This window comes from Bradyrhizobium sp. 192, from assembly GCF_023100965.1.
Lineage (GTDB): Bacteria > Pseudomonadota > Alphaproteobacteria > Rhizobiales > Xanthobacteraceae > Bradyrhizobium > Bradyrhizobium symbiodeficiens.
On record NZ_CP064690.1, the window covers coordinates 4,283,058 to 4,296,900 of the forward strand.

Here is a 13,843-nt window from a genome sequence, read left to right on the forward strand (position 1 = left end):
TGGTCCTGACGCCCGCAGGCTGGCGTTCAAGCATTGCGGTGATGTGTGACGCCCAACCGGGCGCGCGCATCGTCAGCCGCAAGGCGACGGGGGCAATAGTGCATCGCTCCCCGGGGAGAGCTCGGCATAAGCCGTCAAACCACTGCGCAGGGAAGGCCGGATGTTTTGGCTTCACCTGTATGCCGCTGTGCAGCCTCTTGTAGCGCAACCTTCGCACAGTGGACCGTGGGTGCCAGCCGGCACCCGGCCTTCCCTGCGCCCTCTGACATGAGGGTGTCGAGATGAAGCAAAACTCGGGCGAGACACGCCGCGAGGACGCGATTGCGTGTCTGCGGTTTTGAAATCGAAAATTGTCATAGCGCCAATCTGTCACCGTCACCCTGAGGTGCGCGATCAGCGGCGCAACTGCGCGGCTGATCAAGCCTCGAAGGGCGACGGCCCGGCTGCATCTCGGCCGTTCATCCTTCGAGGCTCGCACGGGTAGCGCGCTTGCGCTGCCGAGCTCGCGCCTCAGGATGACGGAACGAGCATTGCGCATCACAGACCACGCCGCATTGTGAGTTGTGCCCGCACGACAGACCGCTACCATATGCGTACTCCCATGGAACTCGGGAGAGTGCAAAGTGGAGGCGACATGAGCGGGCAGGAACGCAAGGCGAAGGGATCGGACCTGTTTGTCGCGGCGCTGGAGAATGAAGGTGTCGATCGCATCTTCGGCGTTCCCGGCGAGGAGAATCTCGATCTCGTGGAATCGCTGCGCACCTCCAAGATCGAGCTGGTCCTGACCCGTCACGAGCAGGCTGCTGCCTTCATGGCGGCCACGCATGGCCGGCTGACCGGCAAGCCCGGCGTTTGCCTGTCCACGCTCGGCCCCGGCGCGCTCAACCTGTCCACCGGCGCGGCTTATGCGCATCTCGGCGCGATGCCGATGATCCTGATTACCGGGCAGAAGCCGATCATGAGCAGCCGGCAGGCGCGCTTCCAGATCGTGGACGTGGTCGCGACCATGAAGCCGCTGACGAAGCTGTCGCGGCAGATCATCAGTGCCTGCAGCATTCCGACCGTGGTGCGCGACGCCTTTCGCGTGGCGATGGAGGAGCGGCCCGGACCGGTGCATCTCGAATTGCCCGAGGACATCGCTGGGGACGAGGTGCCTGATGTCCCCGTGATCCCGGTCCATCCGATCGAGATCCCGGTCGCCCATCGCACCGCGCTCGACCGCGCCGCAGAGATGATCCTGGCTGCGAAACACCCGCTGGTGATGATGGGGGCTGCGACCAGCCGGCCGCGTTCGACGCACGGCATCGCGAGCTTCGTGCGGCGGACCGGCATTCCGTTCTTCACCACGCAGATGGGCAAGGGCACCGTGCCCGGCGGCACTAATCTCTACATGGGCACCGCCGCACTGTCCGAGCGCGACTATGTCCACGACGCCATCGATGCCGCCGACCTGATCGTCGCGATCGGTCACGACCCGATCGAGAAGCCGCCCTTCATCATGGGGCCATCGGGGCCGAAGGTCATTCACGTCAGCTACACGTCGGCCAGTGTCGAGCAGGTCTATTTTCCGGACGCCGAGGTTGTCGGCGATGTCGGCCCGAGCCTGGAGCTGCTCGCCGACCGGCTCGAGGGCAAGCTGCCGCAGGCTGCGGCGCTGCTGCCGCTGCGCGAGGAAATCCTGGGGCACATCGCCGACCGCGCCACCGAGGCGCGCTGGCCGCCGACGCCGCAGCGCATCGTGCACGACATCCGCCAGATGATCCCCGAGAACGGCATCGTCGCGCTCGACAACGGCATGTACAAGATCTGGTTCGCGCGCAACTACCGCACCCGCGTCGCCAACACGCTGCTGCTCGACAATGCGCTGGCGACCATGGGCGCCGGCCTGCCGTCGGCGATGATGGCCGCGATGCTCTATCCCGACCGCCGCGTGCTCGCGGTCGCCGGCGACGGCGGCTTCATGATGAACAGCCAGGAGATGGAGACCGCCATCCGTCTCAAGCTCAACCTCGTCGTGCTGGTGCTGGAGGACAACGCCTACGGCATGATCCGCTGGAAGCAGGCCGTCGATCATTTCGCCGATTACGGCATGACCTTCGGCAATCCCGACTTCGTTCTGTATGCGAAGGCATACGGGGCGAAGGGGCATCGGATCGAGAACATCGACAGTTTTGGTCCGACGCTCGATGCCGCCTTCAAGCAGGGCGGCGTGCATCTGGTCGTGATCCCGATCGACTATTCGGAGAACGTGCGGGTGCTGGTCGACGAGCTGCGGGCGCATGAGAAGGCGAAGGCTTGAAAATTGCAGCCTCGTGCCCCGACGCTGCGCAGCGCCACTTCGGCGGTGCGCTGCAGAGCCGGGGCCCACGCTCGTGCCTTTCCAGGTCCCGGCTCTGCGCAGCAACGCCGAGAGCGTTGCAGCGCGTCCGGGACACGAGAGGAACACTTGTGTCGCGATCCCCGATCGCCGACATTCGCAATCACCAAGCCAAGAGGAATATCAAATGACCCGCATTCGCTGCGTTACCGAGATGGGCATGGGCGTCGACGTCCACGGCAGGGACGCCACCAAGGCGGCCAAGCGCGCGGTATCGAATGCCATCCGGCATTCGAGCCTCGGCTTCTTCCGGATGATCGGCAAGACTGCGAACGACATGTTCGTCGACGTCACGATCGCGGTGCCCAATCCGGAAGCCGTCGACAAGGAGGCGGTGGCCAAGGAGCTGCCTTACGGCACCGTCACCGTCACCGCGGTCAAGGGCGGATTGGAAATTCCCTCGGCCACGGAAGTGGCCAACGATCCCATCCTGATCGCGAATGCTGCCGTCATCGTCAGCTTCGACAAGGATTAGTCCGGTGTCTGGAAGCGATGAGGCGCTGCTGGATCGCCCGATCTGGAGCGCGCTGACGACAAGCCACAAGCATCTGGCCGAGGGCGGTCCGCTAGCCCGCCGCTATCCCGTCGACATGACGCCGTTCGCCGACATGGTCGACATGTCCGCGGCAAGTTTTGCAGCGCTCGGCGATCTCATGTCGGGCTCGCAGGTCGCCGCACTGTTCACGCCGGAGCCGGTCGAAATTCCCTCCGGATTCAAGGTCGTGCTGGCCGAGACCGGCGAGCAGATGATCGGCTCGCCCGCCGACAGTCCGTTGCGCGACGCCGAGATCGTCAGGTTGGGAGCTGCCGACGTGCCCGCGATGATGGCGCTGACGGAGCTGACGAAGCCGGGTCCATTCGCGCTGCGCACCCACGAGCTCGGCACGTTCCTTGGCATTCGCGCAGGCGGCGAATTGGTCGCGATGACGGGCGAGCGGATGAAGCCGGGACAGTTCGTCGAGATGACGGCGGTGTGCGTGCATCCCGACTATCGCGGGCGCGGCTATGCGCAAGCGCTGCTCGCGGCGGTGGCGCGACGGATCGAGGCGCGCGGCGAAATTCCGTTCCTGCACGTGTTTTCGAACAACAATTCGGCGATTGCGCTGTACCAGCGGCAGGGCATGCGGATTCGGCGTCGGCTGTACGTGACGGCGTTGATGAGGGAAGGATAGGCGCCCTTCATTTCCAGTAAAAATTCGCTATATCCGTCCCAACCAGACTTCGGGGGAACACATGGACGCCAGAACGACCGATTTTTCCGCCGTGCGGACGGCGATGCAACGTTACGTCGATCAGGAGATCATTCCGGGTGCATCCTGGGCCGTGCTGCGCGGGCGCGAATTGGTCGATCAGCAATGCGTCGGCTTTGCCGATCGCGAGGCGAACACTGCTCTGCGGCCCGACCATATCTTCCGCGCCTTCTCCAACACCAAGATATTCGTCACCTGTGCGATCATGCTGCTGGTCGAGGAGACCCGCATCGGGCTCGATGATTCGGTCGAGACATTCCTGCCGCAACTCGCTGGTCGCAAGGTGCTGAAGCCGGGCGCTTCCAGCCTTGCCGATGTCGAGCCGGCGAAGAGCCCGATCACGATCCGGCAGCTCCTGACCCACACCGCGGGCCTCAGCTACGGCATCTTCGATCCCGGCTCGGTGCTGTTCAAAGGCTATAACGAAGCGCGCGTGCTCAATCCGTTGACGCCGCTCTCCGACATGATCGACAAGCTGGCCGATCTGCCGCTGTCCTATCATCCCGGCACGGCCTGGGAATATTCGGTGGCTACCGACGTGCTCGGCCGTATCGTGGAGGTCGTCTCCGGCCAGCCGCTCGATGCCTTCCTCCAGGCGCGCATCTTCGATGTCCTGGGCATGACCGACACCGGCTTCCACGTTCCCGAGGCGCAGCAGGGCAGGCTGGTTGCGCTCTACACCGGCGCCGACGTGCTCGATCCCATGAAGCCGGGCCTCACGCGGGCCGACAATCTGCCGTTTCCGCAAGCCTATCGACAGCCGTTCCCGCGGCTCTCGGGCGGCGGCGGTCTGGTCTCGACCTTGCCCGACATGCTCGCGCTGGTCCGCGCGCTGCTGCCGGGTTCGGATGCGCTGCTGAAGCCGGAGACGCTCCGGCAGATGATGACGAACCAGCTCCCGGCGGGGCAGACCATCCGCTTCGCCAATCTCGGCCCGATTCCCGGCAAGGGTTTTGGCCTCGGCGGCGCCGTCACCTTCGCGCCGACGCCGTTTGATCCGCCGAACTCTACCGGTGAATTCCAGTGGGGCGGCCTTGCCGGCACCCATTGGTGGATCTGCCCGCAGGCCAATACCGCGGGCGTCCTGATGGCCCAGCGTTACATGGGCTTCTGGAATCCGTTCTTTTTCGAGTTCAAGCGTCTGGCCTATCAGGCCGTCGGGGGCTGACCGCGTGGGGTGAGGCGGGACGTGTCAGCCTATCTCGGCCTCGACGGATTTCGCTTCGGCTGGGTCGCTGTCTGGATCGATGGGCGCGGCGATCACGGCTTCGACTATTCACCGGGCCTGACGCGCCTGCTCGCGATGCCGCATGCGCGTGCGATGATCGACATGCCGATCGGATTGAATCCGGCCGGCTATCGCGCCTGCGACCGGCGTGCGCGCGAGTTGGTTGGCCCCGCCGTGTTTCTCGGTGCACGCCGGGATCTCTGGACGTTCACCGACATGGCTGAGGCCAACCGTTACTACTGGATGCATGAAGGCAAGGGCAGGGGTGTGTCGGCGCAGCTGTGGAATATCAGGGACAAGATCAGGGAAGTCGACGATGTCATGACGCCGGCGCGGCAGGCCACGATCCGCGAAGCGCATCCGGAATTGATTTTCTGGAATCTCGCAGGACGAGTGCGGCTTGAACCGAAGACGTCGCCGCAAGGCCGCGAGCAGCGCGTTGCCCTCCTGAAAGAGCGAGGCTTCACCAAGGTCGAAAGATGGCTAATGCTTCGCCACGGCACCGGCATCGGTCGCGACGATCTCATCGACGCCTGTGCCTGCGCGCTGGCGGCGCGCGACAGCACACAGCGTGTCGGCGGCGAGGAGATCGATCCGCGCGGGTTGCGGATGGAGATCAATTATTGAGAGCGAGCCGCCGCTCGTTCGGGAAAAAGCGGCAATTTATTTGAAGCATGCAGGAACTGGCGCCTGTCGATCCGCGTTCCCGTCCGAGCAGATGCCGGAGAAGCTCTTGCGATGAATGATGCCAGTCAGTTCGCCACCGCGATGCTCGCGCTCGTTTTCACCGGAGCACTGCTCGTCACCGGCCAGCTCTTCATCGAGCAACGCGCGCAGCGCGACGCCGCCTACGCCACCAGCCACGTGCTGCGGCCGTTGTGATCTCAGGCGTTGAACTGACAACTGCTCGGCCTTGCGCCGCCGGTCGGCCGGCCTAGATTGGGCGGCGTCTCACGAACGCAGCCGGAGTGCCGATGTCAGATCTCGCCGCCTTCCCCGTCACCAAGCGCTGGCCGGCCAAACATCCCGAGCTGCTACAGCTCTATTCGCTGCCGACGCCGAACGGCGTCAAGGTCTCGATCATGCTGGAAGAGATCGGGCTTCCCTACGAGGTCCATCTCGTCGATTTCGGCAAGGACGATCAGAAGACGGCGGAATTCCTCTCGCTCAATCCGAACGGCAAGATCCCGGCGATCCTCGACCCCAACGGGCCCGGCGGCAGGCCGCTGCCGCTGTTCGAGTCTGGGGCGATCCTGCAATACCTCGCGGAAAAGACCGGCAAGCTTCTACCCGAGGATGCTGCGCGCCGCTACCAGACCATCCAGTGGGTGCACTTTCAGATGGGCGGCATCGGGCCGATGTTCGGCCAGGTCGGCTTCTTTCATAAATTCGCCGGCAAGGATTTCGAGGACAAGCGTCCGCGCGACCGCTACGTCGCCGAAGCCAGGCGCCTGCTCGGCGTGATGGAGGCGCATTTTTCGGGACGGCAATGGTTCATGGATGACGACTACACCATCGCCGACATCTCGATGCTCGGCTGGGTGCGCAATCTCATCGGTTTCTACGGCGCCGGCGATCTGGTCGAATTCACCCAGTTCAAATCGGTTGGAGCCTGGCTCGAACGTGGGCTGGCGCGCCCGGCGGTGCAGCGTGGGTTGAACATTCCGCAGCGGCCCTGAGAGATCAAAACAGCCGTCCGCCGTTCGGCACCGGCTTGCTCGGCTGCACCAGCACGACCTTGCCGTCGGCATCGGGGAAGCCGAGCGTCAGCATCTCCGAGATGACGGGCCCGATCTGGCGCGGCGGGAAGTTGACCACGGCGGCGACCTGTTGTCCCACCAGCGTATCGAGCGGATGGTTCTCGGTGATCTGGGCCGAACTCTTGCGCACCCCGATCACCGGGCCGAAGTCGATCCACAGCCGAAAGGCCGGCTTGCGTGCCTCCGGAAACGGCTTTGCATCGACGATGGTGCCGACGCGGATATCGACCGCGAGGAAGCTGCTGAAGTCGATGGTCGGCGTGGCGGCGGCTGCGGGATCGTGGGTGACGTGCATGGGATGTCCGTTCGGCGAGTGGTGTCGTTCGCAATATTGTGGCGCGCGGCGGAGTTGCGTACAACGCTGCGAACATCACGTACGCCATGCGCGAGGAACATCTTGCCCACCACCATCTACGGCATCAAGAACTGCGACACCATGAAGAAGGCGCGCGCCTGGCTCGACACCCACGGCATCGCGTATGAATTCCACGACTACAAGGCGGCAGGCGTGGACAAGGACAAGCTCAAGCAGTGGAGCGACAAGGTCGGCTGGGAGACGCTGCTCAACCGCGCCGGCACGACGTTCAAGAAGCTGCCCGATTCCGACAAGGAAGGCGTCACCGAGAAGAAGGCGCTGGCGCTGATGCTAGCGCAACCATCGATGATCAAGCGGCCGGTGCTGGAGATCGGCGGCAAGCTGCTGGTCGGCTTCAAGCCGGACATCTATGCCAAGGAAGTCGGCGCCAAGGCGCGTTGAGACTAGTTCAGCTCGACGATCTCGGTGGTGATTCCGGGAGCCGCCTGGTCCGCGAATTCGACGATATCGGCCGTCGCGATGCGGCCAGGCGCGCGATGGAACAGATCGCGATCGATCACGGCACGCAGTTTCGGGCGCGGCAGCGCGTCATTTCCGCGCATCAGATTCTTGATCTCGAAGCCACCGTCCTCGCAGAAGGTCTTGACCGAGGCGATGATGTGGCAGACTTGGCCGCCGGTCTGGAAAGGCAGCAGCAGCCGTTCATACGCGACGATGCGCCCGTAGATGTCGTCGACGTCGGCAACGCTGTAGACGGGCAGTCCGCGTGCCACGCATTCCTGATAAACCGGCATCACGAAGGGAACGAGTCGCGGGCCGAGATAATCGTCGAGCAGAACGCCCTTGCCGGTATGTCCATAAGCGCGGGAGATGCGCGTGCCTTCGCTCTGGATGGTCAGGCGCGGCGCCGGCGTCGAAGCTTCAACCGTATAATAGATGAGGTCGGACAGCTCTTCCGCGAGCCGCGCGGGCTGATATTCCCAGACCGCCGGCGCGATCTGCTGGCGCGCATAAAGTCGCAGCCACGTGTTCAGGAGATCACGCTGCCTGATCGACTTGACGACGGAGGGAGCGGCGCTTGCGAAATTCAAAATAATATTCCCGGCAGTTCGAAACCCGCGCATGATCCTCCCCGCGGGAAAATTTTCTATGAAGGCTGGCGCGCGGGCCGAAAGACCGTTAACGACGGCTTGACGACCGGTGTCTTGCGAGCCGGCGAGCCGGGCAGGCGATATCGAAACGGGTCCGACTAAGGGAGCATAAGTCTCCCGGGCGGAGACCTGATCTGCTCAGCTTTCCGCCTTGCCTAACCCCCGTCACCTCCGGCATATTCCGCGCCCGGAGGCGACGTTTCGGGACAGGCTCCAAGGATACGCTCCAAGGCCCCCGGAAAGCCGAAGCAACTAGGGATAGCCACGCTTTTCGCGGGCAGGGGGAAATCTGTTTGGCCGATGAGTTTATTCTCGAAACGGAAGGCTTGAGCAAGGAATTCGCGGGCTTCTTCGCCGTCCGCGACGTTGCGCTCAAGGTTCGCCGTGGCAGCATTCATGCGTTGATCGGCCCGAACGGGGCCGGCAAGACGACGTGCTTCAATCTTCTGACCAAGTTCCTGAAACCGTCTGCCGGAAAAATCCTCTACAAAGGGCAGGACATCACCGCGATGGCCCCGGCCGACGTGGCACGCCTGGGGCTTGTTCGTTCGTTCCAGATTTCGGCGGTGTTTCCGCATCTCACCGCGCTGGAAAACGTCCGCGTCGCGCTTCAGCGCCAGCACGGCTCCTCGTTCGATTTCTGGCGCTCCAAGTCCGTGCTCAACCAATTCAATGATCGCGCGCGCGATCTGCTGAACGACGTCGGACTCAGCGAGTTTGCCAACACGCCCGCGGTCGAGATGCCTTATGGGCGCAAGCGTGCACTGGAGATCGCAACCACGCTTGCGCTCGACCCTGAGATGATGCTGCTGGACGAGCCGATGGCCGGCATGGGCCATGAAGACATCGACAAGATCGCGGCGCTGATCAAGCGCATCTCGGCGAAATACACCATCCTGATGGTCGAGCATAATTTAAGCGTCGTGGCCAACCTCTCCGACATCATCACCGTGCTGACGCGCGGGCAGGTGTTGGCGCAGGGCCATTACAGCGAGCTCACCAAGGACGAGCGCGTCAAGGAAGCCTATCTGGGAGCCGGTCATGCCTGATACTGCGATTGCCGAGGCTCCGGCCAAGGCTGCGACCGGCGGAAACATCCTCCAGGTCCGCAACCTCGAAGCCTGGTACGGCGAGTCCCACATCCTGCACGGGATCAATTTCGACGTGAACGCGGGCGAGGTCGTCACCCTGCTCGGGCGTAACGGCGCCGGCAAGACGACGACGCTGAAGTCGATCATGGGCATCATCGGCAAGCGTACCGGCTCGGTGAAGTTCAACAACCAGGAGATCATCCGCGCGACCTCCGACAAGATCGCGCGCATGGGCATCGCATTCTGCCCGGAAGAGCGGGGCATATTCGCCAGTCTCGACGTGCGGGAGAATTTGATGCTGCCGCCGGTGGTCCGCGAAGGCGGGCTGCCGCTCGATCAGATATTCGATCTGTTCCCGAACCTGAAGGAGCGGCTCAACAGCCAGGGCACCAAGCTGTCCGGCGGCGAGCAGCAGATGCTCGCGATCGCGCGCATCCTGCGCACCGGCGCGAGCTTCCTGATGCTGGACGAGCCGACCGAGGGCCTGGCGCCCGTCATCATCCAGCAGATCGGCCACACCATCGCGCGGCTCAAGAAGGAGGGTTTCACGATCCTCCTGGTCGAGCAGAATTTCCGCTTCGCATCCACCGTCGCCGACCGCTACTACGTCGTCGAGCACGGCAAGATCATTGACGGATTTTCCAATGCGGATCTTGCCGCCAACATGGACAAGCTCCACACCTATCTTGGTGTCTGATATTGCCAACGAGAAAATTCAAAAAGGATAGTTGCATGAAGACGACCTCGATTGCATCATTGCTGCTGACCACCGCGCTCACCTTCGCCGTGACAAACGTCGCGTCCGCGCAGGACAAGACCGTCAAGATCGGCGCGCTGTCCGATCAGTCCGGCCTCTACGCCGACCTCGGCGGTCCCGGCTCGACGCTTGCCGCACAGATGGCCGTTGAGGATTCCGGTCTGGCTGCGAAGGGCTGGAAGATCGACATCATCTCCGGCGATCACCAGAACAAGCCCGACATCGGCACCGCGATCGCGCGGCAGTGGTTCGACGTCGACAAGGTCGACATCATCGTCGACGTGCCGAATTCCGGCGTGGCACTTGCCGTCAACAACGTCGTCAAGGAAAAGAACGGCGTCTACATCAATTCGGGCGCGGCGACCTCCGACCTCACCAACGCGCAGTGCTCGCCCAACACCGTGCACTGGACCTACGACACCTACATGCTGGCCCACACCACCGGCCAGGCGCTGGTGAAGGCGGGCGGCGACAGTTGGTTCTTCCTGACTGCGGACTACGCCTTCGGTGCCGCGCTCGAGCGCGATACCAGCGCGGTCGTCACCGCCAACGGCGGCAAGGTGGTCGGCGGCGTCAAGCATCCGCTGAACACGCCGGACTTCTCTTCGTTCCTGCTCCAGGCGCAGTCGTCCAAGGCAAAGATCATCGGTCTTGCCAATGCCGGCGGCGACACCACCAACACGATCAAGCAGGCAGCCGAATTCGGCATCGGCAAGGGCGGCCAGAAGCTCGCGGCGCTGCTGCTCTTCCTGACCGACGTCAAGGCGATCGGTCTGGAGACGGCGCAAGGCCTCAACTTCACCGAGACGTTCTACTGGGACATGAACGACCAGACCCGGGCGTTCTCGAAGCGTTTCGGCGAGAAGATGAAGAACGGCGCGATGCCGACCATGGTGCAGGCCGGCGTCTATGCGGGCGTGCGTCACTATCTCAAGGCGCTCGATGCGCTCGGCGGCAATCCCCATGACGGCGTCAAGGTCGTCGAGAAGATGAAGTCGATGCCGACGGAGGACGAGCTGTTCGGCAAGGGCGAGATCCAGCCCAACGGCCGCACCATCCACAACGCCTATCTGTTCGAGGTGAAGAAGCCCTCCGAATCCAAGGGGCCGTGGGACTTCTACAAGCTGGTCGGCACGGTGCCGGGCGACCAGGCTTTCACGCCGCTGTCCGAGAGCAAGTGCGCGCTCTTGAAGAAGTAAGATAACAACCCGCGGGGCCTTAAGGCCCGCGGGCGACTTTCAGGGAACGCCGAAGGGACCGGGTGCGGGATCGATGCAGGCTCTATACGCTCAGCTACTTGTGGGACTGATCAACGGCTCGTTCTACGCGCTGCTCAGTCTCGGGCTTGCCGTGATTTTCGGCATGCTCAACATCATCAATTTCGCCCATGGCGCGCTCTACATGATGGGCGCCTTCGTTGCCTATTTCCTGTTGAGCCTCGGCGGCATCAACTACTGGTGGGCGCTGCTGATCGCGCCGGTGATCGTCGGCATCTTCGGCATGATCCTGGAGCGGACCATGCTGCAATGGCTGACCGGGCTCGACCATCTCTACGGCCTGCTCCTGACCTTCGGCATCGCGCTGATCGTGCAGGGCGTGTTCCAGAACTATTTCGGCTCCTCCGGCCTGCCTTACGCCATTCCGGATCAGCTCAAGGGCGGCATGAATCTCGGCTTCATGTTCCTGCCGATCTACCGCGGCTGGGTGGTCGTCTTCTCGCTGGTGGTGTGCATCGCGACCTGGTTCCTGATCGAGAAGACGCGGCTCGGCGCCTACTTGCGCGCCGCTACCGAAAATCCGACGCTGGTGCGCGCTTTCGGCGTCAACGTGCCGCGCATGATCACGCTCACTTACGGCCTCGGCGTCGGCCTTGCCGCGCTCGCGGGCGTGCTCTCGGCGCCGATCAACCAGGTGCGCCCCCTGATGGGCGCCGACCTCATCATCGTGGTATTCGCGGTGGTCGTGATCGGCGGCATGGGATCGATCATGGGCTCCATCATCACCGGCTTCGCGCTGGGGGTGATCGAGGGACTGACCAAGTACTTCTACCCCGAGGCCTCCAACACCGTCGTGTTCGTGCTGATGGTGCTGGTGCTCTTGGTGAAGCCAACGGGATTGACGGGAAGGGCAGCTTGATATGACAACCCTGACGGACGACAGGCTGCCGGTGACCCCTCGCGCGATGCGCGACGAGATGATCGCTTTCGTACTGATGGCGCTGCTGCTGGCGTCGGTGCCATTCACGGGCGTCTACCCGTTCTTCGTGATGCAGGCGCTGTGCTTTGCGCTGCTCGCTTGCGCCTTCAATCTGCTGATCGGCTATGGCGGCCTGTTGTCATTCGGACACGCCATGTTTCTGGGGACCGCGGGCTATTGCTGCGCGCATGCGCTGAAAGTGTGGGCGTTGCCGCCCGAACTCGGCATCCTCGTCGGCATCGCCGCGGCTTTCTTGCTCTCGCTGATCACCGGCTACATCTCGATCCGCCGTCAGGGCATCTATTTCTCGATGATCACGCTGGCGCTGTCGCAGCTGCTGTACTTCATCTACCTGCAGGCTCCGTTCACCCACGGTGAGGACGGCATCCAGGGCATCCCGCAGGGACACATGTTCGGCGTCTTCGATCTGTCCAAGCCGACGGTGCTCTACTACGTCGTGCTGGTCGGGTTTCTCGCCGGCTTCCTGCTGATCTTCCGCATCATCAATTCGCCGTTCGGTGAGGTGCTGAAGGCGATCCGCGAGAACGAGCCGCGCGCGATTTCGCTCGGCTACCGCACCGACCAGTACAAGTTCCTGGCCTTCGTGCTGTCGGGAACGCTGGCCGGATTTGCCGGTGCGCTGAAGGTGTTCGTGGCGCAGAACGCCTCGCTCACCGACGTCCACTGGTCGATGTCGGGCGAGGTCGTGCTGATGACGCTGGTCGGCGGCCTCGGGACCATCTTCGGCCCCGTGGTCGGTGCCTTCGCGATCATCGCCATGCAGCAATATCTCGCCGGCTTCGGCCAGTGGGTGACGGTGATCCAGGGCTCGATCTTCGTGGTCTGCGTGCTCACCTTCCGCCGCGGCGTCATCGGCGAAATCGCGCATTACTTCCGGCGATCGCTCTAACTATCTGATTCAAAATCAGTTTACCGGCCGCTTGAAAGCGGTGGATGACCCGGCTCCGCGGGCGTGAGATGACACGCGCGCGGATCGAAAATGGTCTATGACAGTTTCATGACGGTCCCTCGGGCCGGGCCATTTCCAACCGGTAACCTACCCCCATGATGCGATGGTTTCGTGCTTTCCTGCCCAAGGAAGAACGGTTCTTCGACCTGTTCGACCGGCATGCCCAAACGGTGATCCAGGGTTCCATCGCGCTCCAGGGCATGCTGAACGGGGGCGAGGAGACGCCGGTCTATTGCCAGCGCGTCAACCAGTTCGAGAACGACGCCGATAACATCACTCGAGAGGTGCTGACGGCGGTGCGCCGCACCTTCATCACCCCGTTCGACCGCGGCGACATCAAGAACCTGATCACGTCGTTGGACGACGCCATCGACCAGATGCAGCAGACGGCCAAGGCGGTGATGCTGTTCGAGGTCCGCACCTTCGAGCCGCCGATGCGCGAGATCGGCGGGCTTCTGATCGAATGCGCCAATCTGGTCGGCCGCGCGCTGCCGCTGATGCAATCGATCGGCCCGAACGTCGCCATGCTGACCGCGATCACGGAGGAGCTCGGCAAGCTCGAGGGCCGCGTCGACGATCTCCACGACATCGGCCTGAAGGAGCTGTTTCTCAAGCATCGCGACGGCAATGCGATGGACTTCATCGTCGGCGTCGAGATCTACGACCACCTCGAAAAGGTGGCGGATCGCTTCGATGACGTTGCGAACGAGATCAACAGCATCGTCATCGAGCAAGTATAGGGCAGGG

At 63.2% G+C, this 13,843-nt stretch carries 16 protein-coding genes; 14 read left to right on the forward strand and 2 right to left on the reverse strand.

Annotation, left to right across the window (positions count from 1 at the left end):
* The first annotated feature begins 634 nt into the window (after positions 1-634).
* From IVB24_RS19475 to IVB24_RS19505, 7 genes are all read left to right on the forward strand, one after another.
* Positions 635-2,299 (forward strand): acetolactate synthase large subunit, encoded by a 1,665-nt coding sequence (locus IVB24_RS19475; protein ID WP_247768130.1) that lies wholly within the window; start codon positions 635-637, stop codon positions 2,297-2,299.
* Positions 2,300-2,504: 205 nt separating this feature from the next.
* Positions 2,505-2,852, forward strand: coding sequence for a Lin0512 family protein (locus IVB24_RS19480; protein WP_247768131.1), 348 nt, complete (start codon positions 2,505-2,507; stop codon positions 2,850-2,852).
* Entirely contained in the window at positions 2,818-3,549 is a 732-nt protein-coding gene (locus tag IVB24_RS19485; protein WP_247768132.1) for a GNAT family N-acetyltransferase, read from the forward strand. Before IVB24_RS19480 ends, IVB24_RS19485 begins: the two co-directional genes overlap by 35 nt.
* 61 nt (positions 3,550-3,610) lie before the next feature.
* The gene (locus IVB24_RS19490; protein WP_247768133.1) at positions 3,611-4,795 is read left to right on the forward strand and encodes a serine hydrolase domain-containing protein; all 1,185 of its coding nucleotides are present in this window, start codon (positions 3,611-3,613) and stop codon (positions 4,793-4,795) included.
* A 21-nt stretch (positions 4,796-4,816) separates the two neighbouring features.
* Entirely contained in the window at positions 4,817-5,482 is a 666-nt protein-coding gene (locus IVB24_RS19495; protein ID WP_247768134.1) for a DUF429 domain-containing protein, read from the forward strand.
* Positions 5,483-5,593: 111 nt separating this feature from the next.
* A complete protein-coding gene (locus tag IVB24_RS19500; RefSeq protein WP_162848643.1) occupies positions 5,594-5,737 on the forward strand; it encodes a hypothetical protein in 144 nt (47 codons plus the stop codon).
* Between the two features lie 92 nt (positions 5,738-5,829).
* The gene (locus tag IVB24_RS19505; protein WP_247768135.1) at positions 5,830-6,534 is read left to right on the forward strand and encodes a glutathione S-transferase N-terminal domain-containing protein; all 705 of its coding nucleotides are present in this window, start codon (positions 5,830-5,832) and stop codon (positions 6,532-6,534) included.
* 4 nt (positions 6,535-6,538) lie between these two features.
* Here IVB24_RS19505 and IVB24_RS19510 read toward each other — a convergent pair whose 3' ends face one another.
* Positions 6,539-6,910, reverse strand: coding sequence for a tRNA-binding protein (locus IVB24_RS19510; RefSeq protein WP_247768136.1), 372 nt, complete (start codon positions 6,908-6,910; stop codon positions 6,539-6,541).
* A gap of 102 nt (positions 6,911-7,012) precedes the next feature.
* Here IVB24_RS19510 and IVB24_RS19515 point away from each other — a divergent pair, with 102 nt between their 5' ends.
* Entirely contained in the window at positions 7,013-7,372 is a 360-nt protein-coding gene (locus IVB24_RS19515) for an ArsC family reductase (RefSeq protein WP_247768137.1), read from the forward strand.
* Positions 7,373-7,374: 2 nt separating this feature from the next.
* On the opposite strand, the gene IVB24_RS19520 is transcribed toward IVB24_RS19515, so the two are convergent.
* Positions 7,375-8,055 carry a hypothetical protein gene (locus IVB24_RS19520; RefSeq protein WP_247768139.1) on the reverse strand — a complete coding sequence of 227 codons (681 nt, stop codon included), beginning with the start codon at positions 8,053-8,055 and terminating at the stop codon, positions 7,375-7,377.
* A gap of 320 nt (positions 8,056-8,375) precedes the next feature.
* On the opposite strand from IVB24_RS19520, the gene IVB24_RS19525 reads away from it, so the two are divergent.
* From IVB24_RS19525 to IVB24_RS19550, 6 genes are all read left to right on the forward strand, one after another.
* A complete protein-coding gene (locus tag IVB24_RS19525; protein ID WP_094974563.1) occupies positions 8,376-9,131 on the forward strand; it encodes an ABC transporter ATP-binding protein in 756 nt (251 codons plus the stop codon).
* The gene (locus IVB24_RS19530) at positions 9,124-9,870 is read left to right on the forward strand and encodes an ABC transporter ATP-binding protein (protein WP_094974562.1); all 747 of its coding nucleotides are present in this window, start codon (positions 9,124-9,126) and stop codon (positions 9,868-9,870) included. Before IVB24_RS19525 ends, IVB24_RS19530 begins: the two co-directional genes overlap by 8 nt.
* Before the next feature lie 35 nt (positions 9,871-9,905).
* A complete protein-coding gene (locus IVB24_RS19535) occupies positions 9,906-11,129 on the forward strand; it encodes an ABC transporter substrate-binding protein (RefSeq protein WP_094974561.1) in 1,224 nt (407 codons plus the stop codon).
* Positions 11,130-11,202: 73 nt separating this feature from the next.
* Positions 11,203-12,066 carry a branched-chain amino acid ABC transporter permease gene (locus tag IVB24_RS19540; protein ID WP_094974560.1) on the forward strand — a complete coding sequence of 288 codons (864 nt, stop codon included), beginning with the start codon at positions 11,203-11,205 and terminating at the stop codon, positions 12,064-12,066.
* Position 12,067: 1 nt separating this feature from the next.
* Positions 12,068-13,036 carry a branched-chain amino acid ABC transporter permease gene (locus tag IVB24_RS19545; RefSeq protein WP_247768141.1) on the forward strand — a complete coding sequence of 323 codons (969 nt, stop codon included), beginning with the start codon at positions 12,068-12,070 and terminating at the stop codon, positions 13,034-13,036.
* A gap of 155 nt (positions 13,037-13,191) precedes the next feature.
* On the forward strand, positions 13,192-13,836 hold the full coding sequence (locus IVB24_RS19550; protein ID WP_028136881.1) for a DUF47 domain-containing protein: 645 nt from the start codon (positions 13,192-13,194) through the stop codon (positions 13,834-13,836).
* Positions 13,837-13,843: the final 7 nt, after the last annotated feature.